This window comes from Kocuria soli (genome assembly GCF_003797835.1).
Lineage (GTDB): Bacteria > Actinomycetota > Actinomycetes > Actinomycetales > Micrococcaceae > Kocuria > Kocuria soli.
On record NZ_RKMF01000019.1, the window covers coordinates 1 to 25,827 of the forward strand.

22 protein-coding genes and 1 tRNA gene are annotated in these 25,827 nt (G+C 68.5%); 8 read left to right on the plus strand and 15 right to left on the minus strand.

The window, feature by feature from the left end; translation table 11 throughout:
• Positions 1-611 precede the first annotated feature (611 nt).
• Positions 612-1,529, minus strand: a complete 918-nt coding sequence (gene sucD / locus EDL96_RS12500) for a succinate--CoA ligase subunit alpha (RefSeq protein ID WP_123826579.1) — start codon at positions 1,527-1,529, stop codon at positions 612-614.
• 38 nt (positions 1,530-1,567) lie between these two features.
• Entirely contained in the window at positions 1,568-2,737 is a 1,170-nt protein-coding gene (sucC, locus tag EDL96_RS12505) for an ADP-forming succinate--CoA ligase subunit beta (protein ID WP_123826580.1), read from the minus strand.
• 379 nt (positions 2,738-3,116) lie between these two features.
• On the opposite strand from sucC, the gene EDL96_RS12510 reads away from it, so the two are divergent.
• Positions 3,117-3,932, plus strand: coding sequence for a hypothetical protein (locus EDL96_RS12510; protein ID WP_123826581.1), 816 nt, complete (start codon positions 3,117-3,119; stop codon positions 3,930-3,932).
• 77 nt (positions 3,933-4,009) lie between these two features.
• On the opposite strand, the gene pcrA is transcribed toward EDL96_RS12510, so the two are convergent.
• Positions 4,010-6,442 (minus strand): DNA helicase PcrA, encoded by a 2,433-nt coding sequence (gene pcrA, locus EDL96_RS12515; protein WP_123826582.1) that lies wholly within the window; start codon positions 6,440-6,442, stop codon positions 4,010-4,012.
• Between the two features lie 78 nt (positions 6,443-6,520).
• On the minus strand, positions 6,521-7,252 hold the full coding sequence (locus tag EDL96_RS12520) for an NHL repeat-containing protein (protein WP_123826583.1): 732 nt from the start codon (positions 7,250-7,252) through the stop codon (positions 6,521-6,523).
• Positions 7,253-7,418: 166 nt separating this feature from the next.
• Between EDL96_RS12520 and EDL96_RS12525 the strand changes: the two genes are divergently transcribed.
• On the plus strand, positions 7,419-8,126 hold the full coding sequence (locus tag EDL96_RS12525; protein WP_123826584.1) for a hypothetical protein: 708 nt from the start codon (positions 7,419-7,421) through the stop codon (positions 8,124-8,126).
• 55 nt (positions 8,127-8,181) lie between these two features.
• Here EDL96_RS12525 and EDL96_RS12530 read toward each other — a convergent pair whose 3' ends face one another.
• Genes EDL96_RS12530 through EDL96_RS12545 form a run of 4 tightly spaced genes read right to left on the minus strand, consistent with a single transcriptional unit; the run spans position 8,182 to position 13,425 of the window.
• The gene (locus EDL96_RS12530; protein ID WP_233568889.1) at positions 8,182-9,927 is read right to left on the minus strand and encodes an ABC transporter ATP-binding protein; all 1,746 of its coding nucleotides are present in this window, start codon (positions 9,925-9,927) and stop codon (positions 8,182-8,184) included.
• Entirely contained in the window at positions 9,924-10,847 is a 924-nt protein-coding gene (locus tag EDL96_RS12535) for an ABC transporter permease (protein WP_123826585.1), read from the minus strand. The genes EDL96_RS12530 and EDL96_RS12535 overlap by 4 nt, the downstream gene beginning before the upstream one ends.
• The gene (locus EDL96_RS12540) at positions 10,844-11,794 is read right to left on the minus strand and encodes an ABC transporter permease (protein WP_123826586.1); all 951 of its coding nucleotides are present in this window, start codon (positions 11,792-11,794) and stop codon (positions 10,844-10,846) included. Before EDL96_RS12540 ends, EDL96_RS12535 begins: the two co-directional genes overlap by 4 nt.
• The gene (locus EDL96_RS12545; protein ID WP_123826587.1) at positions 11,794-13,425 is read right to left on the minus strand and encodes an ABC transporter substrate-binding protein; all 1,632 of its coding nucleotides are present in this window, start codon (positions 13,423-13,425) and stop codon (positions 11,794-11,796) included. The genes EDL96_RS12540 and EDL96_RS12545 overlap by 1 nt, the downstream gene beginning before the upstream one ends.
• A gap of 148 nt (positions 13,426-13,573) precedes the next feature.
• On the opposite strand from EDL96_RS12545, the gene EDL96_RS12550 reads away from it, so the two are divergent.
• Positions 13,574-14,107, plus strand: a complete 534-nt coding sequence (locus tag EDL96_RS12550) for a GNAT family N-acetyltransferase (protein ID WP_123826588.1) — start codon at positions 13,574-13,576, stop codon at positions 14,105-14,107.
• Positions 14,108-14,159: 52 nt separating this feature from the next.
• On the opposite strand, the gene EDL96_RS12555 is transcribed toward EDL96_RS12550, so the two are convergent.
• A tRNA-Arg gene (locus EDL96_RS12555) sits at positions 14,160-14,232 on the minus strand.
• 85 nt (positions 14,233-14,317) lie between these two features.
• Between EDL96_RS12555 and EDL96_RS13970 the strand changes: the two genes are divergently transcribed.
• Entirely contained in the window at positions 14,318-15,754 is a 1,437-nt protein-coding gene (locus EDL96_RS13970; protein WP_158609619.1) for a DUF4031 domain-containing protein, read from the plus strand.
• Here the strand turns inward: EDL96_RS13970 and EDL96_RS12565 are convergent.
• From EDL96_RS12565 to EDL96_RS12575, 3 genes are all read right to left on the minus strand, one after another.
• Positions 15,724-16,020: a hypothetical protein gene (locus EDL96_RS12565; RefSeq protein WP_123826589.1), complete on the minus strand. Its 297-nt coding sequence runs from the start codon at positions 16,018-16,020 to the stop codon at positions 15,724-15,726. The two genes, EDL96_RS13970 and EDL96_RS12565, sit on opposite strands and share 31 nt — an antisense overlap.
• A gap of 52 nt (positions 16,021-16,072) precedes the next feature.
• Entirely contained in the window at positions 16,073-17,059 is a 987-nt protein-coding gene (locus EDL96_RS13840) for a C40 family peptidase (protein WP_233568890.1), read from the minus strand.
• A gap of 177 nt (positions 17,060-17,236) precedes the next feature.
• On the minus strand, positions 17,237-18,004 hold the full coding sequence (locus EDL96_RS12575; protein WP_199732616.1) for a metal-dependent transcriptional regulator: 768 nt from the start codon (positions 18,002-18,004) through the stop codon (positions 17,237-17,239).
• Positions 18,005-18,368: 364 nt separating this feature from the next.
• Here EDL96_RS12575 and serC point away from each other — a divergent pair, with 364 nt between their 5' ends.
• Positions 18,369-19,478, plus strand: coding sequence for a phosphoserine transaminase (serC, locus tag EDL96_RS12580; protein ID WP_233568893.1), 1,110 nt, complete (start codon positions 18,369-18,371; stop codon positions 19,476-19,478).
• Here serC and EDL96_RS12585 read toward each other — a convergent pair.
• Genes EDL96_RS12585 through EDL96_RS12595 form a run of 3 tightly spaced genes read right to left on the minus strand, consistent with a single transcriptional unit; the run spans position 19,408 to position 21,616 of the window.
• Positions 19,408-20,709 carry an MFS transporter gene (locus tag EDL96_RS12585; protein ID WP_123826591.1) on the minus strand — a complete coding sequence of 434 codons (1,302 nt, stop codon included), beginning with the start codon at positions 20,707-20,709 and terminating at the stop codon, positions 19,408-19,410. The two genes, serC and EDL96_RS12585, sit on opposite strands and share 71 nt — an antisense overlap.
• Positions 20,710-21,222, minus strand: a complete 513-nt coding sequence (locus EDL96_RS12590; protein WP_123826592.1) for a DUF3027 domain-containing protein — start codon at positions 21,220-21,222, stop codon at positions 20,710-20,712.
• A 10-nt stretch (positions 21,223-21,232) separates the two neighbouring features.
• Entirely contained in the window at positions 21,233-21,616 is a 384-nt protein-coding gene (locus EDL96_RS12595) for a cold-shock protein (RefSeq protein WP_123826593.1), read from the minus strand.
• Between the two features lie 171 nt (positions 21,617-21,787).
• On the opposite strand from EDL96_RS12595, the gene EDL96_RS12600 reads away from it, so the two are divergent.
• Genes EDL96_RS12600 through EDL96_RS12610 form a run of 3 tightly spaced genes read left to right on the plus strand, consistent with a single transcriptional unit; the run spans position 21,788 to position 25,824 of the window.
• Positions 21,788-22,060 carry a hypothetical protein gene (locus EDL96_RS12600; RefSeq protein ID WP_123826594.1) on the plus strand — a complete coding sequence of 91 codons (273 nt, stop codon included), beginning with the start codon at positions 21,788-21,790 and terminating at the stop codon, positions 22,058-22,060.
• A 4-nt stretch (positions 22,061-22,064) separates the two neighbouring features.
• Complete coding sequence (locus EDL96_RS12605) at positions 22,065-24,179, plus strand: helicase-associated domain-containing protein (protein WP_123826595.1); 2,115 nt, start codon at positions 22,065-22,067, stop codon at positions 24,177-24,179.
• Positions 24,172-25,824, plus strand: coding sequence for a DNA repair helicase XPB (locus EDL96_RS12610; RefSeq protein WP_123826596.1), 1,653 nt, complete (start codon positions 24,172-24,174; stop codon positions 25,822-25,824). Before EDL96_RS12605 ends, EDL96_RS12610 begins: the two co-directional genes overlap by 8 nt.
• The last annotated feature ends 3 nt before the right edge of the window (positions 25,825-25,827 follow it).

Consider the following 25,827-nt stretch of genomic DNA (forward strand, 5'->3'; position numbering starts at 1 on the left):
CAGGCGGGCACTACCGTGGGACATGAGAACCTCCGGGGTGGAGTGGGCCTTAGACAAGCCACATCCCACTCGGAGGTTCTCCCTCGTTCAACCCGACCCGCTGCTACCAACGTCATGGCCAGGTACACCTAGAATCGCGTGTTGTTGACGTGACATCAAACACACCGTGCGTAACAGCAGGTCACCCGTGAATTCCTGAGGGCTGTCGTTCACCCGGCCGCCAGAGAGTCGATACCATGGACCCTGTGGCTCACGAGTCACACGGCAGCAGGGGACGCCACGGATCACGCCGTTTCGCGAGCACTGGGGGGTGCTGCGTTTCGAGCCCCGTGACGTACCCAACCGGACAGCCCACGGTTGCCCCTGCTGAGACGTACAGCGTCTGTTGACGGTCGCGGGATCTCTTCCAATTCTGGAGGCGCATCTCTCCCCGCGCTGGGTGCATCTTGAGCATCCGTTCCCGCGACCGTCAGCCCTCCCCTTCACTTCACCCTGGTCAAGTCGGCAACCCCGCTCAAACCATGAACGACGACGGCCCGCGCACCCCATCGAGGGATGCACGGGCCGTCGTCGTCGGTAGCGCGCCGAGCGACACCCGAGTGGGCTGAAGATCAGCGCTGTGCCATGAGTTCTCGCATGAGGTCAGCGGTTTCGGTGGGGGTCTTGCCGACCTTCACACCGGCGGCCTCGAGGGCCTCCTTCTTGGCCTGGGCGGTTCCGGAGGAGCCGGAGACGATGGCGCCGGCGTGGCCCATGGTCTTGCCCTCCGGGGCGGTGAAGCCGGCCACGTAGCCGACGACCGGCTTGGTCACGTTGGCCTTGATGTAGTCAGCGGCCCGCTCCTCGGCGTCGCCACCGATCTCGCCGATCATGACGATGCCCTCGGTCTCGGGGTCCGCCTCGAAGGCCTCCAGGGCGTCGATGTGGGTGGTGCCGATGACCGGGTCACCGCCGATGCCAATGGCCGTGGTGAAGCCCAGATCACGCAGCTCGAACATCATCTGGTAGGTCAGGGTGCCGGACTTGGACACCAGGCCCAGCTTGCCCTTGCCCGTGATGTTGGCGGGGGTGATGCCCAGCAGGGACTCCTCCGGGGAGATGATGCCGGGGCAGTTCGGGCCGATGATGCGGGTCTTGGGCTTGCCGTCCGCACCGGTCTTGGACTTGGAGTAGGCCCAGAACTCGGCGGAGTCCTGCACTGGGATGCCCTCGGTGATCACGACGACCAGCGGGACCTCTGCATCGATGGCCTCGATCACCGCGTCCTTGCAGAACTTCGGCGGAACGAACACGATCGACGCGTTGGCGCCGGTCTGCTGAACGGCCTCGGAGACCGAACCGAACACGGGCAGTTCGACGTCGTTGCCGTCCTTGTCCTTGTGCGCCACGGTGGTGCCGGCCTTGCGGGCGTTGACGCCGCCGAGCACCTGGGTACCTGCTGCGAGCATCCGGGCGGTGTGCTTGGTTCCCTCGCCGCCGGTGATGCCCTGAACGATGACCTTGGAGTCCTTGTTCAAGAAAATGGACATGAGTGTTTCCTCTGCTTCGTCTCTAAGCTGCGGCGGGATCAGTTGGCTGCTGCGGCCAGTTCGGCGGCCTTGTCCGCGCCACCGTCCATGGTGTCCACGGAGGTGACCAGCGGGTGGTTGGCCTCTGCCAGGATGCGTCGGCCTTCCTCCACGTTGTTGCCGTCCAGGCGCACGACCAGCGGCTTGGTGGCGGAGTCACCCAGGATCTCCAGGGCCTTCACGATGCCGTTGGCCACGGCGTCACATGCGGTGATGCCACCGAACACGTTGACGAACACGGACTTGACGTCCTCGTCCCCCAGGATGACGTCCAGGCCGTCGGCCATGACCTCGGCGGAGGCGCCGCCCCCGATGTCCAGGAAGTTCGCGGGCTTCACGCCGCCGTGCGCCTCACCGGCGTAGGCGACGACGTCCAGGGTGGACATGACCAGACCGGCACCGTTGCCGATGATGCCCACCTGGCCGTCGAGCTTGACGTAGTTGAGGTCCTTCTCCTTGGCCTTGGCCTCGAGCGGGTTCTCCGCGGCCTTGTCGACCAGGTCGGCGTGCTCGGGCTGACGGAAGTCGGCGTTCTCGTCCAGGGAGACCTTGCCGTCCAGGGCCAGGATCTGGCCGTCGCCGGTCTTGACCAGCGGGTTGACCTCCACCAGGGTGGCGTCTTCCTTGTCGTAGACCTCGCCGAGCTTGACCAGCACGGGTACGACCTTCTCGCCCGTTTCGGCGTCGAAGTTGGCCTGGGCGACGATCTCGCGCGCCTTCTCCTCGGTGATCCCGGCGATGGGATCGACCTCCACGCGGGCCAGCGCCTCGGGGCGCTCGACGGCCAGCTGCTCGATCTCCATGCCGCCTTCGACCGAGCACATGGCCAGGTAGGAGCGGTTGGCGCGGTCCAGGAGCACGGAGAAGTAGTACTCCTCGGCGATGTCAGCGCCCTGGGCGATCATCACGCGGTGGACCGTGTGGCCCTTGATGTCCATGCCCAAGATCTGCTGGGCGTACTCGTAGGCCTCGTCAGCGGTCTTGGCGACCTTCACGCCGCCGGCCTTACCGCGGCCGCCCACCTTCACCTGTGCCTTGACGACGGTGACCCCGCCGATCTTCTCTGCGGCTGCCTTTGCTTCTTCTGCAGTGGTGGCCACGTAACCCTGGAGCACGGGGACGCCGTGCTTCTCAAAGAGGTCGCGTGCCTGGTATTCGAACAGGTCCACGGGTGAGAGTCCTTCTTCGTCGAAGTGTCGTTGGCCGCCGTGTGTGAACGTCGACGACCGCGTTCCGGAAGAGCCGACCGCGGGGCGGTCACCCGCACCGCGGTACGCCGTCGTACTCGTTGGGCACGGCGGACGCACTCCTCTCGGATGCAAGGTTAACGGACTGGGCGCGCCGACGTGACACTGGACTCAATGTCTCGACTCCCCGGACGCAGAGAAGTCGCTCGCGGGGATGCGGTCCTCCCCCGTCCCACCGCGACCTGCCGCGGTGTGCGCCTGACCCGCTGCGGGGAGACAGAGCGTCGTCGTCGCCCCACCGGGAGCGCTGTGAGCAGCTCGCTGATCACCACGAGCCTCGGAAACTTGATTGACTGACCCCATGGCAGGTTTCAGCGATCGCAACCATCCCGGCCCGGGTCACGGGCCCCGGCGTGCGTCCGGGACTCCCTCCGGGGAGCGGGACGGTGCGTTCGCGGAGCACCGTCCCGGGCCCTCTCGGTCCTCGCTGCTCGCGGCCCTCGCTGTGTGCGCCGTCCTGGGCGCCCTTCAGCTGGCGCTGGCCGGAATCCCGGATCTGGTGCGCCCACCGGGGCGGTTGATGACGCTGTGGCCACAGACCCTCGCGTGGCTCGGAATGGGGGCCCTCTGGGTCATCGGGTCACGCAGGATCTTCCTGTTCCTGCGGCGTAGCAGCACCTCCCGCGGCGTCTTCCAGGACACGGAGTCTCTGCCTTCCCTGGACGAGGACCACCGGCACCTGACCGCAGCCCTGTGGTTCGGGGTGTCAGCGGTCCTGTGTGCCGTGATCCTGCCCCCGATGTTGATCGGGCAGTGGACCCTCCAGCCCGTGCAGCTGTGGCAGGGGCTGTACTCGACCTACGGGATGGCCGGAGTCATGGCCGCCGTCGGTTGGCTGGCCTACCACTGTGGCTTTTCGATTCTGGCGGCGCTGACTCTGGCCACCGTCCAGGCGCTGACCGAGTCGGTTGTGACCTCGTGCTGGGCCACCGTCGTGCCGGTGGGTGGGATCGTCGTCGGGCTCATGGGTGGTTTGCTGCAGGCGCTCACGGGCGGACCTGCAGCATTCGTGACCACGTTGATCTCGTGCACCCTGCTGGGAGCGGTTCATCTGTTGACGGGCCGTCGACTGCGCTGGACCGCGCCGGCCACCGCCCTTGTGCTGATCTTCCTGTGAGTCTTGCGGCGGATCGCTGATGGCGCCCGGTTCAGTCCGCGCGAGGTCCGCCGGAATGCGCGCGGTCTACGGGCGGCTCATTCCTTGACCTTGGACAGCGGGGCCGAACGGACCAGCAGCCGCTTCTCCTCGGCGCCGAAGCGGACCTTGGCGATCGCCTTGTCGCCCGAGCCCTCGAGCTGAACGACCGTTCCCCGGCCGAAGCTCTTGTGGTCCACTTGCTCGCCCACGGTGAGCGAGAGGACCTCCTTCTGCTGGTCCACCCGCCCGGCACGAGCGGGCTGGCCCGCCCCCATGCGTCGGAAACCGCCCGAGGACCCGGCTCCTGCACCCCACCACGAACCGGCGTCGCCGCCACGGCGCGCCCCACCGCCGTACACGCCGGAGCCGCCGTAGGCACCGGCTCCGTAGGTGGCCGACCCCCAGCCCGACGGCGCAGCAGAACCTTCTCGTTCCCACGTGATGAGTCCCGCGGGGATCTCCTCGAGGAACGGGCTCGGCGGGTTGTACTGGGACTGCCCCCACTGCTGCCGGTTCTCCGCGCGGGTCAGGTAGAGCCGCTCGCGGGCGCGGGTGATGCCCACGTAGGCCAGACGGCGTTCCTCCTGCATCTCCTTCTCGTCCGTCATCGACCGCTGGTGCGGGAAGATCCCGTGCTCCATCCCGGTCAGGAAGACCACCGGGAACTCCAGGCCCTTGGCCGTGTGCAGGGTCATGAGCGTGACCATGCCGACGTTCTCCGGGTCCTCGCTGCGATCAGGAATCTGGTCCGCATCGGCCACCAGGGCCACGTGTTCCAGGAACTCGGGCAGCCCGGCGTCGGGGTTCTCCCGCTCGTACTCCCGCACGACGGCGACCAGTTCCGCCAGGTTCTCCACCCGGGATTCGTCCTGGGGGTCCTCGGAGGTGCGCAGGGCTTCCAGGTAGCCGGACTGTTCCAGGACCGCTTCCAGGACGGCGGCGGGCCCGTTGCCCTCCGCGACGGTCGCCAGGTCGTCGATCAACTGGACGAAAGCCTTGACGGCGTTCACGGAGCGGGTGGCCATTCCGGGGGCCTCCTCGGCCCTGCGCAGCGCAGCCATGAAACTCAAGGCGTCACGCTCGGCCAGGGCGCTGACGGCACCTTGCGCGCGGTCGCCGATCCCCCTCTTGGGTTCGTTGATGATCCGGCGCACCGTGACTTCGTCGTCCGGGTTGATCAGGGTGCGCAGGTACGCCAACGCGTCCTTGATCTCCTTGCGTTCGTAGAACCGGGTTCCCCCGACCACGCGGTACGGGAGCCCCACCCGCATCAGGATTTCCTCGAGCGAACGGGACTGCGCGTTGGTTCGGTAGAAGACCGCGACGTCCCCGGGCCGGACCCCGTGTTCGTCCTGCAACCGGTCGATCTCTTCGACGATCCAGCGGGCTTCCTCGTGCGCGGACTCGGCGGCGTAGCCCACGATGTTCGCACCGTCGCCCGTGGAGGTCCACAGCCGCTTGGGCTGCCGCCCGGTGTTCTTGGCGATCACGGCGTTGGCCGCCGAGAGGATGGTCTGGGTCGAACGGTAGTTCTGTTCGAGCAGCACGGTCCTGGCGTTCGGGTAGTCCTGCTCGAAGTCCACGATGTTGCGGATGTCCGCACCACGGAACGCGTAGATGGACTGGTCCGAGTCCCCCACCACGGTGAGTTCGCCCCGTGGGACCGACGCGTCCTGGCCGTCACCGACGATTTCGCGTACCAGGGCGTACTGGGCGTGGTTGGTGTCCTGGTACTCGTCGATCAAGACGTGGCGGTAGCGGCGTCGGTAATACTCGGCGATCGCGGGGAAGGCCCGCAGCATGTGCACCGTCTGGGCGATGAGGTCATCGAAGTCCAGGGCGTTGGCGGCACGCAGGCGCTGCGTGTACCCGCGGTACACCTGGGCCACGGCCTGCTCCCAGGGGTCGTTGGCGGAGGCCCGGGACAGGTAGGTCTCGTCGTCGACCAATTCATTCTTGAGCCCTGAGATGGCGTGCTGAATCGCCTTGGGGGCAAAGCGCTTGGGGTCGAGTTCGTTCTGCTTGGCCACGGCCGTGATGACGCGCAAGGAGTCGGCGGAGTCGTAGATCGAGAACGTGGATTTCAGTCCGACGGACGTGGCCTCCCTGCGCAAAACCCGGACGCAGAAGGAGTGGAACGTGGAGATCGTCATGGCGCGGGCGGTTGTACCCACCAGTTCGACCACGCGTTCCCGCATCTCGGCCGCAGCCTTGTTGGTGAAGGTGATCGCCAGGATCTCCCCGGGCCGTGCCCGGCCCGTGGCCAGCAGGTGGGCGATGCGGTGAGTGAGCACCCGGGTCTTGCCGGAACCGGCCCCCGCGACGATGAGCAGCGGGGAACCCGCGTGTTCAACCGCCTGCCGCTGGGGCGCGTTCAACCCTTCGAGCAGAGCGGCCGGATCAGCGGATGCGATTTCGCGCGCCGATTCCCCCGTCCGTGGGGTTGCTGCGGCCGCGGAGAGCAGGGGGTTGTCCGAGAGGAAATCCATGATCCACTCAGTTTAGGTGGGCCCGCAGACACGCTGCGCCCGGCACGACCGGGCCGCACGGGACGCCCTCCGGACGCGTCAGACGGAGACGACCTCGACATGGTGACGCCCGTTGTCGTCCGTGACCCACAGTTCGCCGTCGGCCACCTCGACAAGGTACGGACGATTCAGCACGATGTCCTCCGTGAAGTCGGTGTCCTCCTGCGTCAACTCCGGGCCACCCAACACCGTCCGCAGCTCCTGGGTTTCCAGGTCGAGCACGCGAACCGCGTTGTTGCCGGTGTCCGCGACCACGACGGACCCGTCGTAGAGGATGTGAACGGATTCGGGGGCGGAGAGCTTTGCCTGCCCGGCCTCCCCGTCGACGTAACCGGCACCCTGCCGTCCGATGACCGTGACCACGTGGGGGTCGGCGTCGCCCTTGTCCAGGTCGAACTCCAGGTAGCGCAGGGACGAGGAATCACGGTCCACCAGCCAGATCCGGCCCTCGGAGTCCTCGATGGTTCCGCACGTGGCCGCGAATTTCGCGTGCGCCACGCGTCCGTCCCGTCGCCCGGGCTCACCCGTGCCCGCGAACTCGACCAGGGCATTGGTGTAGGCGTCCCACCGGAACAGTTGATGGCGATCGGGCACCGCGACGACGGCGGCCCACAGCTTGTGCGACCACGTGATGTCCGCGATGGGTGCACCCTCCAGGATGGAGAGGTCGATCTGACGGCGCACCGTGGTCCAGTCCTTCTCGAAGAGGGTGAGTTCCCCGCCGGACAGCTTGAGCAGCAGACCTTCCGGGAGGCCGATCGACAACTCCACAGTGCACCTCCATCGCTCTGACCACGGACCCCGTTGCCCGCGTCGTCCCGCCGGAGTGATCCCCACCGGGACGTGATCCAGCTTACTCGGTGCCCCCGTGCGACAACGCTCGGCGCACGGGGCTGTGGACGGATGGGTGGCGGCCGCCGTGGCCGATAATGGGCCCATGGGTTTGACGCGCGCGCAGAAGATCAAACGGTACGGGGAGAAAGCAGGTGGCGGCTCCGCGCAAGGGGAGCAGTCGGCCCCCAACGCCCGGCCGTCTGCGCGGCGGAACACGGAACTTCCCATGCCGGAACCCACGGAGGCAAAGCGCCGCCCGGGCATCCTGATCGCCGTGGTGATGATCATCGGCGTGCTGTTGTTGTTCTACGTCAACGTGTTGATCCTCCCCGAGTTCGCGGCGGTGGCCGCCCAGGGCCACGGGCTCCCCGAATGGCAGTTCACGGGATACGACGCCGAGTGGTTCGCGGGATTCACGCAGGCCCTCGGTCAGGACGGACCTGGGCTGTACGCCTCCGTGCACTGGAGCACGGGTTTGCTCGCGCCGCTGGTCACGGCCGCCGGGTGGGCGCTGTTCTTCGTGGTGTACGCCCGACGCGGGTACGAACGGATCAGTGCCCTGACCGTCACGGCCCTGTTCCTGATCGTCTACCTCTTGGGCAACGTGGCAGTGGACGCGGCGGTTGCCGGCCCTGAGTGGACGGGCTGGGTCGCGGCGTCGTCCGTTCTCATGAGTACCCGCTGGGTGCTGCTGGTCGTGCTGATCTTCGTGACCGCGTCCGTGCTGTTGCGCAAGGTGCGTGAACAGCTCCAGGACTTCGACCCCGTGGCCGCCAACGACGAACGCCGCCGCACCTTCCGCCGCCGCTGACCCCTCCCTTTCTCTCTCCGCCGAACTCGGCGGAGAGAGAAAGGGAGGGTGTGAGTCAGAGGGTGGGGACGTTGCTCAGCAGCTCGCGGGTGTAGTCGTGGGTGGGGTTCTCCAGGACATCGTCGACGGGCCCGGAGTCCACGATCACTCCCTGGTTGAGCACCACGATGCGGTCTGCGACGTGCCGGGCCAGCGTGATGTTGTGAGTCACGAACAGCAGCGCCAGCCCGCGTTCCGAGCGCAGCCGGTTCAAAAGGTCGATGATCGACGCCTGAACGGACACGTCCAACGCGGAGGTGATCTCGTCACAGATCAGCACGCTCGGTGCATTGACCAGTGCCCGCGCGATCGCGGCGCGCTGGCGTTCGCCGCCCGAGAGGTCTCCGGGACGGCGATCGTGGAAGCTGCGGCCCAGGCGCACGGAGTCCAGAGCGTCCTCGACCACCCCGCGACGCTCGCGGGCGGGGAGTTTTCCGCTCATCTCCAGTGGTACGGACAGGGACTGACCGATCGAGCGTCGTGGATTCAGCGAGGAGAACGGCGACTGGAAGATGTACTGGATCTCCTGCCGTTCGTCGTTGCTGCGCTTGCGGGTGGAGGCAGCGAGCTCCTTGCCGTTCAGGGCGATGCTGCCTTCGTAGTCCTCGATCAGCCCGGCCACGCAGCGTGACAGCGTGGTCTTCCCGGAGCCCGATTCGCCCAGGACCATGGTCGACTCACCGGTCCGCAGGGAGAACCCGACGTCTTGCAACACCGGCGTACGCCCGTAGGACTTCCGCAGGTGCTTGACCTCCAACAGCGGGGCCTCGCGTCCGGGTTCGGGTTCTCGAGGTCCGGTTTCCGACGGCGCCGTCGCGCCCCCCGTGGCTTTACCGCCGTCAGCATCCGAGCCGGACGGCCGGGCGGCCGGCAGCTGACCCGTGGCGGTCAGCACCTTCCGGCCCGCCAGATCCGGAACGGCATCGAGCAATCTCCGCGTGTAGGGATGCTCGGGTGCCTGCAGCACCTGCTGCACCGTGCCTTCCTCGACCAGCTCGCCCCGCAGCATCACGGCGATCCGGTCGGCCAGTTCCGCCACCACGGCCAGGTCGTGAGTGATGTACAGGCTCGCCACGTCGTGCTGGCGGGTCATGGACCGAATCGTGTCCAGGACGTGGGACTGGGTCGACACGTCCAACCCGGTGGTGGGTTCGTCCAGGATCAGAACGTCCGGGAACATCGCGAACGCCATGGCGATCCCGATGCGCTGCTGCTGTCCCCCGGAGAGTTGGTGGGGCCACTTCCGGCGGTATTCGGCTGTGGAGGGCAGCCCGACGTCGGCGAGCACCTCCTCAACCCGCGCGTCACGGTCGCCGGTCGATTCCCCGTACCCGTGGGTGTCGAGCACCTCGCGGATCTGCTCGCCGACCCGCAACACGGGGTTGAGGCTCAACGCGGGATCCTGCGGGATGTAGGCGACACAGCTGCCCCGTAACCTCCGGAGACGGTCGGTCGGCAGCCCCATCAGTTCCAGGCCCTCCCCGCCGTCGTCCGCTTCCGACGACGCAGGGCGGGGTTCCAGACGCACACTGCCCGCCGTGTGTGCCAGCCCGGAACGGAAGTGTCCCAAGCAGGCCAGCCCCGCCGTCGTCTTGCCGGACCCCGACTCCCCCACCAGTCCCAGGATCTCGCCGCGGGTCAGCGTGAGGTCCACGCCGTGGAGGATCTCGGCTCCACCGCGTGCCGCGACTCGCAAGCCGCGCATGCTCAACGCCGCGTCCCGCTGAGGACGCCACCCCCGTTCCGCAGTCACGCCACTCACGAGGCCTCCACCGTGGTCGACTCCGTGGCCCGGGCGACGGCGTCGGCCAGCAGGTTGGTGCCGATCGTCAGGACGGCGATGGCCAGGACCGGGAGGATCACACCCCACGGCTGGACGCTCAGGGCGATCCGGTTCTCGTTGATCATCAGGCCCCAGTCCGCGGCCGGTGGTTGCATCCCCAGCCCCAGGAAGGACAGGGACGCGATGGCACCGATCGAGTAGGTCAACCGCAGCCCCGCTTCGACGCTGAGCGGACCCGTGATGTTCGGCAGCACCTCCCGCGCCAGGATCCGGGTGCGCGGGACCGCGTACATTTCCGCCGCCCGGATGTAGTCCTCGCTCACCACCCCGAGGGTGGCGGCCCGTGCGACCCGGGCGATGCGCGGTGCGTGGGTGAGGCCGATGACGGTGACCAGGACCCACCCGTGGGGACCCAGAACCACGATGGCCAACAACGCCAGCACCAGTTGCGGGAAGGCGAGAACGATGTCGTTGAGGCGCATGATCACGGAGTCGGTCCGGCCTCCCGCATAACCGCCGATCATCCCGATCGTGCAGCCAACGACGAGTCCGAGGGCCGTGGCCAGCACGGAGTAGGCCAGTAACAGGAGTCCACCGGCCAGGAAACGGGCGCCCACGGAGCGGCCCAGGTTGTCCGTGCCGAAGACACCGGTGGACTGGAAGGGCCGATCGGCGAACTCCGTGGGCGAGTACCCGGTGAGCCAGGGCGCCAGCAGCGGTCCCGCGAGCGCCACCAGCACGACGGCGGCGGTCAGGACAACGCCCACCTTGCCTTGCGTCTGCGCCCAGACCCTGGCGGGCAGCGGGCGGGAACGGGTGGCGGATTCCTTGGGCGGTGTCTCGACGGCGCCGGGTTCCGGCGTCGCGACGACTTCGGGGTCCAGATCGGGCGTGCTCATGAGGCGCTCCGAAGTTTGGGGTTGGCCAGGATCCCGACCACGTCGGCCACCAGGTTCACCAGGACGTACACGGCCGCGATGATGATCGACACAGCCTGGACCACCTGGACGTCACGGAAGGCCACGGCGTCGATCAAGGCCTGTCCCAGGCCGGGATAACGGAACAGGTACTCGACCACGACCACCCCTCCGGCCAGCCAGGCGAGCTGGATGGCGATGACCTGGGCCACCGGGCCGATCGCGTGCGGGAAGGCGTGCCGCAGGATGACCTGACGTTCGGGTACGCCCTTGAGGCGCGCCATTTCCACGAAGCCCGAGTCCATGACCTCGGCCATCGTGGCGCGCATCATGCGGATGATGTACGGGATCACGACCAGGGCCAACGTCAGGGTCGGAAGAATGAGCTGGCTGGGGATCTCCCACACCTGCTGGCCGGGTGGGCTCATGGTGACTGCCGGGAGCACCCGGAACACAGAGGTGGCAAAGAGCGTGACCAGAACGATGCCGATCACGAATTCCGGCAGGGCCGCCAGGGTGAGTGTGCTCCAGGTGACGGCTTGGTCCCGGCGCGTGCCCCGGTGCAGGGCCGAGTAGATGCCGATGGCCACACCCACCGGCACCGCGATGGCCGCCGCGCACAGCATCAGGATGAGCGAGGCTCCGATGCGCTCGGACAGCAGGCCCGCCACGGGTCCGCCGGTCGTCGTCGACGTCCCGAAATTGCCGACGAACAAGCCGCCCAGCCACAGGAGATACCGCTCCACGGGGGAACGGTCCAGGTGCATCTCGGTACGCAGCGCGGCCAGGCGTTCCTCCGTGGCCTGCTGCCCCAGGATCGCGCGGGCGGGATCCCCGGGGAGCAGCAGGGTCGCGGCAAAGACGACGACGGAGACTGCCAGCAGGATGAACACGCTGACCAGCAGGCGCTTCAGGATGAGTTTGACCATCAGGACACCTCCCCCAACCAGACTCGGCGGAACGTGTACCCGGACAACGGCAGCCCCGTGGAGTTCTCCCGGAGGCCCAGCACGTAGCGCTGGTAGGCGTCCACCTGGTTGGCGAAGCCCCAGATGATGTACCCGCCGTCGTCGTAGAGGCGTTGCTGTGCCTTTCGGATCAGGTCGTTGCGGCGGGTCTCGTCCAGTTCGGCCTGGGCGGTGTCCAGCAGGTCCGTGAACTCCTGGTCCGTCCAGGCGGTCTCGTTGAACGGGGCCTCGGCGGTGGCGCAGTTGCGGGCCTGGGGCAGGAAGTTGCGCGTGTACCAGAAGCTCTGCGCGAAGTCCCACTGCAGGTACTGGTCCCCGAAGAACGTGGTGGTGTCCACGCGTCGGATCTCCACGGTGATGCCCACGTCCTTGGCCTGTTGGGCGAAGACCTGGGCGGCCTCAACCACGCCCGACTGGATGGGTGCGGTGACCAGCTCCACGGTCAGCCCGTCCGGGTAACCAGCCTCGGAGAGCAGGCGTTTGGCCTCGGCCACGTCCTGGTCGCGCTGCGGGAAGTCACGCGGGTAGGAGGGGTCGTAGGGCGAGAACATGTCGTTGCCGGGGCGACCGTGGCCGGAGAGCACCTGGTCGATCATCTGTTCGCGGTCCACGGCCAACCGGAACGCCCTCCGCACCCGGACGTCGTCGAACGGCTTGACGTCCACGCGCATGGTGAACGGCAGCCACATGCCGGTCGCCGAGTTCAGGACCGCCATGCGTTCGTCGGATTCGAGCACTTCCACCAGGGCCACGGGGATCTGTCCCACGCAGTCCACCTGGCTGGAGAGCAACGCGTTGATCAGGGCGTCGGTGTCGTTGAAGTTCAGCAGCTCGACCTGGTCCAAGTGGGGTGCGGTGTCCCAGTAGTGCGGATTGCGCTCCAGCACGGTCGAGACCCCCGCGGTGAACGACTTGAGCTTGAACGGCCCCGCCCCCACGGGGTTCTCGGGGTCGTAATCGCGCGGGACGACGCCCATGGAGTACTGGGCCAGAGCATCGTCCAGCACCGCGTTGGGTGAGGTGAGATGAACTTCCACCGTCCGGTCGTCCACCGCGACGGCGCGGTCGAACGTGGCCAGGTTGGAGGCGTTGGTCTTGGGATCCTCGGGGTCCGTGACGCGTTCGAACGTGAAGACGACGTCGTCCGCCGTGAGATCGCTGCCGTCGGAGAACTTGAGGTTTTCCCGCAGGTAGAGGGTCCAGACCGATCCGTCGTCGTTGGGCTCCATGCTCTCGGCCAGCCGGTAGGCGATCTTGTACTCGTCGTCGCGCTCCACCAGGGGTTCGTAGAGGTTGATGGCGCGCGCCGAATCCCCTGAATTCACGGTGATGTGGGCGTCGATCGAGTCCGCGCTGGAGCCACCCGAGAGCCCGACGCGCAGCGTTCCGCCCTGTACCGGCGGGGCGTCGGCGTCCACCTCGAATGCGGTGGGAGCCGAGCAGGCCGAGAGCACACCCAGTGACCCCAGGGCGAGAGAACCGCCCAACAACCGGCGTCGGCTCAACTCGACAGCCACGGGCAGACCGTGTTCACGCCGAACGGCCCGATCGGAACCGATCGGGCCCGTGCGTGAACTCGCAGGGTCTCCCATGTGTTGCATCTAACAATGGCTTGCACCCCATGGCAAGCGAAGCGGCCCCGTCGCCGTCACAATCAACGGCTGGGGCAGATCCATCCGGTGTATGGACGGCCCCGGGTGCGGTGGTCGCGCCCGAGAACTTGTCGTTACAGGAGTTGCCATGTGGATCATCAGGCCCGAGTCCCCGACCGACGTGCCCCAGGTCCGGTCCGTGGTGACGGACGCCTTCCCCACCCCTGACGAAGCGGACCTGGTGGATGCGTTGCGCGAGGATCCCGCCTGGATTCCCGACTTCTCGCTCGTGGCCGTGGCAGAGCCAGAATCCCCGGGCGGTTCCGACGGCCACCCCTCGGAAACCGTGCTCGGCCACGTCCTGCTCACGCGCTGCCACATCGGCGAGGTCCCCGCCCTGGCGTTGGCACCCGTGGCGGTGGCCCAGGCCGAGCAACGCCGAGGGGCGGGTTCGGCACTGGTCCGGGCGGCTCTTGAGGCGGCACGCGCAGCCAGGGGGAACGCCGTCGTGGTGGTGGGGCATCCCGAGTACTACCCGCGGTTCGGTTTCCACCGCGCCTCAGTGGACGGCATCACCGTGCCATGTGACGCCCCGGACGAGGCGGTCATGGTGACGGGGCTGAACCCGGCCGAATCCCTGCCTCCGGGCCAGGTGCGTTACGCCGCGGCCTTCGGGTTGTGACCGTGTGAACGAAGCAACCGCGGGCACCGGAGCGCCCGCGGTCGGCGGAGAGTGCCCTCGATTGGATTCGAACCAACGACACCGGCTTTAGGAGAGCCGTGCTCTATCCCCTGAGCTACGAGGGCAACGCCAACCATCATAACGGCGGCACCGCGGGGACTTGACCGCGCCCAAGTCACGGTCGGGGTGCCGGGCACTAGATTGGCTCCCATGCCCGTCTACATCGACCCTCCTCGCTGGCCCGCTCACGGAACCGAGTTCTCCCACCTGGTGTCCGACACCTCGCTCGACGAATTGCACGAGGCAGCTGCCCGCATCGGCCTCTCACCCCGGGCCTTCGACCGCGACCACTACGACGTCCCGCGCGAGCGTTACGACGACGCCGTGGCCGCCGGGGCCGTCGAGGTGGACGGAAAGGAACTCGTGCGGGTTCTCGTGGCTTCCGGTCTACGGGTCACGGCGGCCCAACGCAACAACAAGGTTCTGACCGCGCTGCGGCAGCGGTGGGACAGCGCCGTCGGGCAGGTGCCCGAGGCCGATGAACAGAGCAGGCAACGCCGCGAACAGTTGCGGGAGCAGTTGCTGGAGGCGTGGGGCGAGGACCACCGGCACTACCACGACCGGACACACCTGTTGGCCGTCCTGCGCGCCCTTGACGAGTTGACCGACGACGACGCCACACCTCCGCTCGAGGTTGTCCTGGCCGCGTGGTTCCACGACGTCGTGTACGAAGGCCAGGCCGGCGCTGACGAGGAGGCCTCCGCACAGCTCGCGGAGCAGGTGATGCCCCAGGCCGGGTTCTCCGAAGAGCTCACGCGCGAAGTCGCCCGTCTGGTCCGGGTGACGGCGCATCACAACCCCGTCGCCGAGGACCACAACGGGGCGTTGATCAGCGATGCGGACCTGGCGGTGCTGGGTTCCGATCCGGCGGGGTACGCGGACTACGTCCGACGGGTCCGGGAGGAGTATTCGGGGATCCCCGAGTTCGATTTCGTGCACGCCCGGCTCATGATCCTGGACCGCATGGACCCGCAGAACCTCTACACGTCCGATCGCGCCCGCACACTGTGGGGTCGACAGGCGCAGGAGAACCTGTCCGTGGAGATCGACGAACTGCGGCTCGGGTCGCTGGCCCGCATCCAGGTTCCCGACTGGTGCAAGGTCCTCTCGATCGTGGGGGTGTGCTTCGTCAACGACGGCCAGTTGCTGACCGTGCGCAAACGGGACACCAACATGTTCATGCTGGTCGGCGGCAAGCGCGAGGATGAGGAATCCGCCCCTGGGGCAGCGCTCCGCGAGACCCACGAGGAAATCGGACTGGAGTTGACCCACGACAGCCTCACGGAGATCGGTCGGTTCTCCTCACCCGCCGCGAACGAGGCCGCCACGTGGATCGACACCACGGTCTTTCTGGTGGATTCCGAGGTCGCACCGGCCGCGGACACGCTCCCGCCCGGCCTGGCCGAGATCGAGGAGCTGCGCTACCTGGACCTCTCCCCCGAGTCCGTCGAACAGGCGGAGGCCACGTTGGCACCGTTGGTACGCCGCCAGGTGGTCCCGGTGCTTCGACGGCGTGACCGACGGTTCTGGCCCGCGTACACCGGGCCGGAAGGTCCCTACCGGTTGGAGAACGAACCGGAGGACTGATCCCCGGTCACTGCGTGGCGCTGCCTGCGTCGGTACACCACGGCCGCAATCACCAAACCCAGCAGGATCCCGACACCACCGGCGACGGAAACCCACATGGCGGCGTGGCCGAGGGGGATGGCCAGGAGCAGCCCGATGACGATCCCCGGGATCGCGCCCGCGACCATGCCCACGGCAAGGTACGTGTACTCCTGATCCGCTCCGGTACGGGAGGACGCGCTGTAGTCGCGCGGTGCTTGGGAGGTTCGTCGGTCATTGGCTGCCATGGCTCCACACTATCGAGCCCGCGGGTGAGTTCTCAGCACCCGTCCGCTGCGCTCACCGGTAGGTGTAGTAGCCGTCCAGCGGCATGGCGTGGACCGAGTGGACGATGGTGCCCTGTTCCGGGTTCAGGGCGGAAATCATCTGGTCGCCGCCCAGGTAGATCCCCACGTGGGACCCACCGTTCTGGGAGACCAGGTCCCCGGGTCGGGGCGTGGTGGTGGGTGTTCCCGCCGCGAACTGGTCCCAGGTGACCCGCGGGATCTCGATGCCGTGCTGCGCGTACACCCACTGCACGTAACCCGAGCAGTCCCAGGCCATGAAGTCCGTTCCGCCCCAGATGTACGCCCCGCCTAGGCCCTGGTAGGCGGTGTCCAGAATGGCCTGGTCACCGGCGGAGGCTGCCGGTTCCTGTCCTTCCGGTTGCGCCACCGGACCACCGGTGGTTGCCGCAGGATCACCGCCGAAAGGCGCGGAGACGGCGGCAGCCAGATCGTTCATCCCGGGGTCCGAGGTCGCCACGGCGGGATCTCCGCCGGCGTCGGTGCTCCACAACGCGGTGGGTTCGGACTGCGTGGTCACATCCGATCCCGGGGATGCCGCAGTGGCCGCGGGAGGGTTGGCGGAGTTGCTGGTGGTGCCGTCGGCGTACACGAACGTGACCACACCGTTGGCGTCGGTGGACCAGGAGAAGGTCCAGTTGTTGACCTCCGCCGCAGCCAGGTCCAGGCCGGCATCGTCGGGCACCGTGCCGGTGACCGTGACCCAGTCCGGGAACTCGACGGGCGCCGCGTTGGCCGGTGCCGCCCCCAGTGCGGCGGCGCCGATGGCACCCAACCCCGCGGCACCGCCCAGCATCCAGGCGCGGCGGTGTGCGGGGCCGGGGTTCTGGACGGTCGTCACCTGCGAGGCGAACGGGCTGACCGTGGCAAGCCCCGCGGCGCTCAGCCGCCCTCGGGACAGACCGGCGGCGACGTGGGTGGCGACGTGGGTGGAAACGTGGGTGGGACGGCAACGAACTGATGGGCGGGTCGCGGACGGCATGTCGGTTCCTCCGGTGTGGCAGCGATCGAATGGGCCACGCCGTTCCGTGCAGATCCCGGGGTGACAGGTCGCACGCTACGCGCGCCGTCGTCGGCACCAATCGGTCGTAGGAGGCCGCGGACCTCAACTGTTCACGGGCAGCCGATCAATCCACGGTGACCCATCCAGCTCTGGGTGTCAGTTCCCGCTGGCCCCATCCTGTGGAGCCACTACGGAAACACACAGCGCCTGCGCCACCTTGGCACCCACGCGGATCGCCTCACCCGGTGCGTCGTCCTCGGAGACGCGGCGCAGGACCACCCATCCGTCGTCGTCGAGTTCCGCGGTGAAGGCGGCTCCCGCTAGGACTCCGGCCTCGGCGAGCGCGGGAACGGTGACGCCGTCGGCCTGCACCACCTCCGGCACACCGGTCAACGCGAACGGGCCCGTGGACCCGGAGGAGACCAGATCGAACAGCCGCGGGAAATCCGCGAGTGCCCCGGTCGGGGTGGCCAGGATCGCGTGGACGGCGCTCGATTCGTCGGGGGCCGTCAGTCCGTCCAGCCCGGGAATGGGCATGCCGTAGGGAGAAGCCTGGGGTCCGTCCAGCAGGACCAGCAGGCGTTTCTCCACCTCTTCGCTCATGACGTGCTCCCACCGGCACGCTTCGTCGTGAACCTCCGAGAGCTCCAGTCCGATGACGTCCGCCAGGAGCCGCTCCGCCAACCGGTGTTTGCGCATGACCTTGATCGCGGTTTCCCTGCCGTCGTCCGTCAATGCGATCCGGCGGTCGGGCAGCACGGTGAGCAGCCCGTCGCGCTCCATCCGGGAAACCGTCTGCGAGACCGTGGGGCCGGAGTGGTCGAGGCGCTCGACGATGCGAGCGCGCATGGGCGGGATGCCCTCCTCCTCCAGCTCCAGGACGGTGCGCAGGTACATCTCCGTTGTGTCGATCAGATCAGTCACGAATAACTCCTGCGGGTCCTGAAGGGTCGGGGGCGAACGCGACGCAGTGCCTGTCACCGGGGGCGACGCACCGTGGCCGCGACGCTTCCGGTTGCGGGAGGACCCCGGCCGGATGTCAAACAAGAGTCTAGTCGTTGCACGAATCCGCCACATGTCGTCCCCGAACGGCCGATCGACTCTCCCGGCCACGGCTCCCCGGGCCCGGGTGCTGCGGAGCGCTGGGATCAAGAAGCCGAGGGGCCGAGGAGCGTGGGGCAGAATGGCTTACGAAGCGCTTCACAGGCTGCCGACCGGACCGTGAACGTTGCCCAGACCCATCCCATGGAGGCCACCCTTGTCGCGTCCCATCTCGATCCCCGATCACATGTTGCCCGCCGACGGACGGTTCGGTTCCGGCCCGTCGAAGGTCCGGGAGGAGCAGGTCGGGGCCCTGGCCCGCGCGGGGCGTTCGCTGCTGGGGACCTCCCACCGCCAGGCGCCCGTCAAGGACATGGTGGGTCGCATCCGTGAGGGCCTGGGTGACTTCCTGGAGCTGCCCGACGGGTACGAAATCCTGCTCGGTCTGGGTGGGGCGTCGACGTTCTGGGACAGCGCGGCCTTCAGCCTGGTCCGCGAGAAAGCGCAGCACGCCGCGTTCGGTGAATTCGGGGCGAAGTTCGCCGCCGTGACCGACAACGCGCCGTTCCTGCAGCCCTCGAGCATCCGAACTTCCGAACCCGGAACCCGTACCGAGGTGGTCGAGGAAGAGGGCGTGGACGTGTACGCCTGGCCGCAGAACGAGACCTCCACGGGCGTGATGGCCCCCGTGCGTCGTCCCGACGGCGTGGAGCGGGCAACCCCCGGGTCCGACGGCGCCCTGGTCGTCGTCGACGCGACCTCCGCGGCGGGCGGCACCGCGGTGGACCTGCAGCAGACCGACGTCTACTACTTCTCCCCGCAGAAGAACTTCGCCTCCGACGGCGGGCTGTGGTTCGGCGCCTTCTCCCCCGCCGCCATCGAACGCATCGAGGCGATCGCGGCCTCCGGTCGCTGGGTTCCGGACGTGCTCTCGCTCAACACCGCCCTCGAGAACTCCCGCAAGAACCAGACCTACAACACCCCCGGTCTGGCCGGGCTGGTCATGCTCGACGACCAGGTGCGGTGGCTCAACGAACAGGGCGGCATGGCCTGGGCGGCCGCCCGAACCAAGGACTCCTCCGACCGGGTCTACGCGTGGGCGGAGGCCAGCGAGTTCGCCCGCCCGTTCGTCACCGCCGCGGGGGACCGGTCCACCGTGGTCACGACCGTGGACTTCGACGACGCCGTGGACGCCACCGCGATCAGCAAAACCCTCCGTGCCCACGGCGTGGTCGACGTCGAGCCGTACCGCAAGCTCGGCCGCAACCAGCTGCGGATCGCGACCTTCACCGCCGTGGATCCCGAGGACGTCTCGGCACTGCTGTCCTGTATCGACCTGATCGTCGATCAGCTGTGAGGTGACGGGCCCACCGCCACCACAGGATCGCCCCGACGGTCACACCGGCCAGGCCCGCGAACACAGCTGAACCCAGGCCCCACCGCGGCCCGAACTCGGAGGTGATCCACCCGACCAGCGGCGCCCCGAGGGGTGTGCCGCCCATGAAGATCGCCATGTAGAGGCTCATGACGCGGCCCCGCACTGCCGCGTCCGTGGTGGTCTGCACGTAGGCGTTGGCGGTCGTGCTCACGGTCAGTGCGCTCAGACCCGTGGGGACCAGCCAGGCGGCGAAGATCCACAGGGTGGGGGCCATGGCCGCCATGAACGTGCAGACGGCGAATCCGGCCGAGCCCAGGAAGATCATGCGCAGCCGCGCTCTGGGCCGGTGCGCGGACAGGAGGGCGCCGGCCAGGGTGCCGGCCGCCAGAACCGAGTTGAGCAGGCCGAACGTGTCCGGCCCCCTGCCGAACTCGGTGCCGGCCATCGCGGCAAGGTACACCGCGAAGTTCAGTCCGAACGTGCCCAGGAGGAAGACCGTGAGCAACACCGCGGTCAGGTCCGGGCGGCTGAGGACGTAGGCGAAACCCTCGCGGATTTGTCCGCGCCCCCTGGAAGCTCTTGGACTGGCCCGGAGCAGGTTGCGGTCCAGCGACCACAAGGCGGCCAGCATCGCCGCGAAGCTCAGGCTGTTGAGCAGAAACACCCACCCGGACCCCACGGCCGCCACCAGGACACCTGCCACGGCCGGTCCGACCAGGCGGGCCAGGTTGAAGGAGGTCGAGTTCAGGGCGACGGCGTTGGACAGGTCCTTGTCCTCGACCAGTTGGCTCACGAACGTCTGCCGCGCGGGGGCGTCGAACGTCGTCGTGATCCCCAACGCAAGAGCGAACGCCATGACCAGGGGCAACGTCACCAGGCCGGTCACGATCAGCACACCCAGGACCAGGGCCAGGGTTGCCATGACCGTCTGCGTCAGGACCAGCAGACGCCGTCGATCGGCCCTGTCCACCAGCACCCCCGCGTAGGGGGCCAACAGCAGCTGGGGAGCGAACTGCAACGCCATGACCACGCCCATCACGCGGGTGTCGTGATCGGTGAGTTCGGCGAAGACCAGCCAGGACTGCGCGGTGCGCTGCATCCAGGTGCCCACGTTGGACACCACCGCACCCGCGTACCAGCGGCGGTAGTTCGGGTGGCGGAAGGACCGGAAGGTTCCGGACGGCGTTCCCGACGGCGTCGCGGCGCTCACCTAGTCCGTCGGATCGTCGGACGCGTCGTCCTCCGCCGGCACCTCGGCCGGCTTCGCCTCGTCATCGGCCGCACCTGACTCGTCGGAGTCCGGATCGACCTCCGGATCAGCGTCGGGATCGATGTCCGCGGCGTCGTCCTTCTCGTCGTCGCGCAGTCGCTCGGACCAGGGCACCCATTCGGGGGCCAACAGTGCACCTTCGGCGGGGAGCAAACCGGTTTCGCACACGGTTGGCTCCGTCTGGCGCGGCGCCCGGGCGATGGTCACGTACCACTCCCAGTCCTTGTACCCGCGGCGCAGTGACGGGAAGTAGTGGGTCACCAGTCGCTCGTCGTCGGCCTGGACCCTGTGGCCCTCGCCGATCTCGGCCTCCGGGACGAGTTGCGTCAGGGCCGCCAGCGCGAAGTCCTTGGCGTCCGCCAGTTTCTGGTCGACGGACGGTTTGCGACGACGCGCGGGCGCCGCTTCGGGCGTCTCACCCTGGGCGGCGTCGGTCGATGTGGTCTCAGACATGGGTTTCCCCTCAGACGTCCAGGTTGTCGGCGACGGTCCGCAGGATCGTGGCGATCTTCTTGCCGTGGGCACGGTCCGGGTACTTGCCCCGCTGCAGTCCGCCGGAGATGTCGTCCAGGAGCTTGATGAGGTCCTCGTTGATCACGGCCATGCGCTGGGCGGGCATCCGGGTGTTCTTGGCCACCGACGGTGTGCGCTCCAGAACCGTGGCCGACAGCGCGGACGGGCCGCGGCGACCGTCCGCCACGCCGAACTCCATGCGGGTGCCCGGGCTCACCGATTCCATTCCGGCGGGCAGCGCGCTGGCGTGCAGGAAGACCTCGCCGCCGTCGTCGCTGGCCAGGAAGCCGAATCCCTTGTCGGCGTCGAACCACTTGACCTTGCCAGTGGGCACTTTCTTCGACCTCAGTTCTCAGGAGTTGATCGTGGATCAGGTGGTGAAGGACCCACCGGGGCAGTTGCCGGAGGAGTCTTCACCGATCTTAAACAGAACTCCCTATCTTACCCCGTTTGTTCCGCGTTACGCCGCGGGCGCAGCGCTCTCTCCGGCTGTATCCTGGGGCGCATGCCTGCCACACCGCCCCTCGACCACCAGGGCTCCTCAGGAGACCCCATGAACGCCGGCGGGTCCGGGCTGAACGTGTTCGGGTGGGCCGCAGTGTTCCTGGCAGTGACCTCCTGCGCGGCCATCCTGATCATGCTGGTCCTCAAATGGGTCACCGGCGGCGAAGAGGTCTGGCCGTGGTTCACGCGCTACGCCTACTTCGCGTTCCCGGGTTCGGTCGTGTGCCTGCTCCTCTCACTCGTGCTCACCCTGGCCCAGCGGCGCCGGGCCTGACGGTTTGCCGTCGTCCTTCGTCACGGACCTCGCGCTGCGCACACCCGCCCAGTTGCGAGCGCTCCTGGAACTGCGCCCGGACGTCGCCGACGCGACACCGACCTCCGTCGCCGAACTCGCCGCGGCCCTGTCCGCCCGACCCTCCCTGCAATCGGCCCTCAATCAGGTCGACCGCGCCCAGTTGGACGTTCTGGAGCGCGCAGTGGTTCGCGGCGAACACACGATCGACGACGACGTCCACACACGCGCTCTGCACGCCGTCGGGCTGATACACGGGTTGATACATAGGGGCACGCCAGTCCCGGAGGATCCGCGAGGGAACACCCCGCGCTGGGCGCTGTCCCCCGGTGTCGCCGAGGCCCTGGGCCGCTACCCGGGTGGCGTCGGCCGCCCCCTCGCCGAGCCTCTCGGGCCGGACACGGGCTCGGAGCCCCCGGAGATCGACCGGAGCCTCCTCGTTTCGCTCCCACCGCGACCCGCGGAGGTCCTCTCGAACTTCCGGTCGCGCCCCCTCGGTACGCTCCGCAACGCCGACCGGCGCCCCGTGCCCGATGATCCGGAGAACCACCCCGTGGACTGGTTGCTGGCCCGGCGGCTGCTGGTCCCGGTCGGCACGCACCACGTGGAGGCACCCCGCGAGGTGGGGTTGGCCCTCAACGACGACGACCCGTGGTCCGGGCACAGCACCCAACCACCTGCCCCGACGGGTCACCGGGTGAACCCGCGGATCCGCGACAACGCCGCCTCGGCCGCCGTCGCCGAACTCGTCCGCGACCTCACGGACCTGCGGCACGAGCTACGCGAGCGCCCCGCGGAGACCCTGCGCGCCGGAGGCCTCGGCATCCGGGAGCGACGGCGCCTGGCCACCGCACTCGACGTCGACGTGCCCCGCGCGGACCGTCTGCTCGGCTTTGCCCACCTGGCCGGGTTGATCGAACAGGACGAACACGACGACACGTGGCGTCCCAGCGCACCGTCCTTCGAGGACCTGGACACCGCCACCGCCCACGGGCTGGTCCTGGCGGCCTGGGTGACCTCTGGCGTCGTTCCGTCCGCGACCCGCACCCAACGGGCCGACGGGTCCGTCATCACCCCGTTGACGGACGGCTGGTGGGTCAAGGACGCCCCCGCCCTGCGACGGACGGTCCTGCTCGCCCTGGCCCAGGATTCCGGCCTGGCCGCAGACGCCGCGTCAAGTGAACGCGCCTGGGCCTGGTTCCGCCCCCGACTGAGCGGACAGCTGAGCCGCCACGGCCACGGGATTCTGGCGGAATGCGCGGACCTGGGGCTGACCGGGGCGGGCGCTGCAACGGACCTGGTCGACCTGCTGTTGCGGGACGGCCCCGAGGCGGTCACGGACACCGTGGCGCAGCGCCTCCCGCCCGCCGTCGAAACCGTGGTCCTGCAGAGCGACCACACCGCCGTGGCTCACGGACCCCTGTCACCGGGCGCGGCCGCCGACCTGCGGCTCGTCGCCGACCCCGAGGGCAAGGGGGCCGCGGCGACGTTCCGGTTCAGCGTCGCGTCCTTGCGCCGCGCCCTGGAGCGCGGTCACGACGCCGAATCCTTGCGGGACCTGGTGGCAACGCGCAGCGAAGGGCCGGTGCCGGCCGCCCTGACACATCTGGTGGACGAGGCAGTCCGAACCCACGGCAACGTCCGGATCCTGAACGCGGAGCGCGTGGTCACGGGCCGCCCGGACCTGGTGGAGGCCATCGCCTCCTCCGCCGCCTTGGACGGTTTCGAGGTGGAACGCGTGAGCTCCGAGGTCCTGGTCCTGCGCTCGGCCGAACCGGATCGCAAGGCGCCCCGGGCCTCCCTGCGCCGCAATCCCGTGGACGTGGCCGTGCTGAAAGCCACCGAGCAGGTCGGCATCGCCCCCACCCTGGCCCACCCGGGGGAGGACGCGGCACCGAGTAACCTGTCCCTGCCGCGCGGCGCCTCACCGGCCCAACTGCGCGCGCTGTTCCCGGGTCCGCCACCCGCCGAACCGGCCGTGGACCGCGACCATGTGGTGACCGTGGCCGACCGTCTGGCCGCTGACGCGCGGGCCCTTGCCCGGGGTGGGACGACGGCTGCCCCCGAGGACGCGACCCCGAAGGAGAAACCCCGTGCCTGACGGCCCCTTGGTGGTCCAGTCCGACCGCACCGTGTTGCTGGAGGTCGATCACGACCAGGCCGAGGAGGCCCGGCGGGAACTGGCGGTCTTTGCCGAACTCGAACGCGCCCCCGAGCACGTCCACACCTACCGGTTGACCCCGCTGGGACTCTGGAACGCGCGGGCCGCCGGTGTGGACGCGGAAGCCGTCGTCGACACCCTGCTCGAGTACTCGCGCTACCCCGTGCCCCACTCCCTGCTGATCGACATCGACGAGACCATGGGACGGTGGGGCCGCCTGGTGCTCGAGAAGGACCCCGTCCACGGTCTGGTGCTGCGCTGTGACGACTTCCCCGTCTACGAGGAGATCTCCCGGGCCAAACGGATCCAGCCGCTGTTGGGCCCGCGCATCGATCCCCGGACCACCGTGGTGCACGCGAGCGCCCGCGGTGAGCTGAAGCAGCAGTTGCTCAAGCTCGGGTGGCCCGCGCAGGATCGGGCCGGGTACGTGGACGGGACGCCGTACCCGATCACGCTCACGGAGACCGATGCCAGGAGCGGGCAGCCCTGGGGCCTGCGGCCCTACCAGGCCGCCGCCGTCGACGCCTTCTGGGCCACCGGCGCGGGCACCGTGGTCCTGCCCTGCGGGGCCGGGAAGACAGTGGTGGGGGCCTCGGTGTTGGCCGCGTCCTCGACCACCGCTCTCATCCTGTGCACCTCGGCGGTGGCCGCGCGACAATGGCGTGACGAACTGATTGCCCGCACGAGCTTGACCAGCGACGAGGTCGGTGAGTACACGTCCCGGTCCAAGGAGATCCGCCCGGTGACCATTGCGACGTATCAGATGCTGGCCACACGACGTGGCGAGTTCTGGCCGCACCTCGAACTGCTCGACGGCCAGGACTGGGGACTGATCGTCTACGACGAGGTCCACCTCCTGCCCGCCCCCGTCTTCCGGCGGACCGCGGACATCCAGGCGCGTCGTCGCCTCGGGCTCACCGCCACCCTGGTGCGGGAGGACGGACGCGAGGGCGAGGTCTTCTCCCTGATCGGCCCCAAGCGCTTCGAAGCGTCCTGGAAGGACATGGAGGCCCAGGGCTGGATCGCCCCGGCCGAATGCGTGGAGGTTCGCGTGGACCTTCCGGAGTCGGACCGCCTGGTGTACGCCACGGCCGAGGACAAGGACCGCTACCGGCTGGCGGCTTCCTCGCCGCAGAAGAACGCCGTGGTCCAGAAACTGCTGGAACGCCACCCGGGCGAGCAGGCCCTGGTGATCGGTCAGTTCGTGGAACAGCTCGAAGAACTCGGCGAGCTCCTGGACGCCCCCGTGCTGACCGGCAAGACCCCGGCCAGACAACGGCAGGAACTCTACGACCGGTTCCGGGCCGGTGAACTGCCCGTGCTGGTGGTCTCCAAGGTGGCGAACTTCTCCGTCGACCTGCCCTCCGCCACCGTCGCGATCCAGGTCTCCGGGACCTTCGGGTCCCGGCAGGAGGAGGCCCAACGCCTGGGACGACTGCTGCGGCCCGCCCCGGGTGGGCAGCAGGCGACGTTCTACACGGTGGTCGCCCGGGACACGGTGGACACGGTGTTCGCCGCCAAGCGCCAGCGATTCCTGGCCGAGCAGGGTTACGCGTATCTCATCACCGATCTCGAGGAGCACTGACGG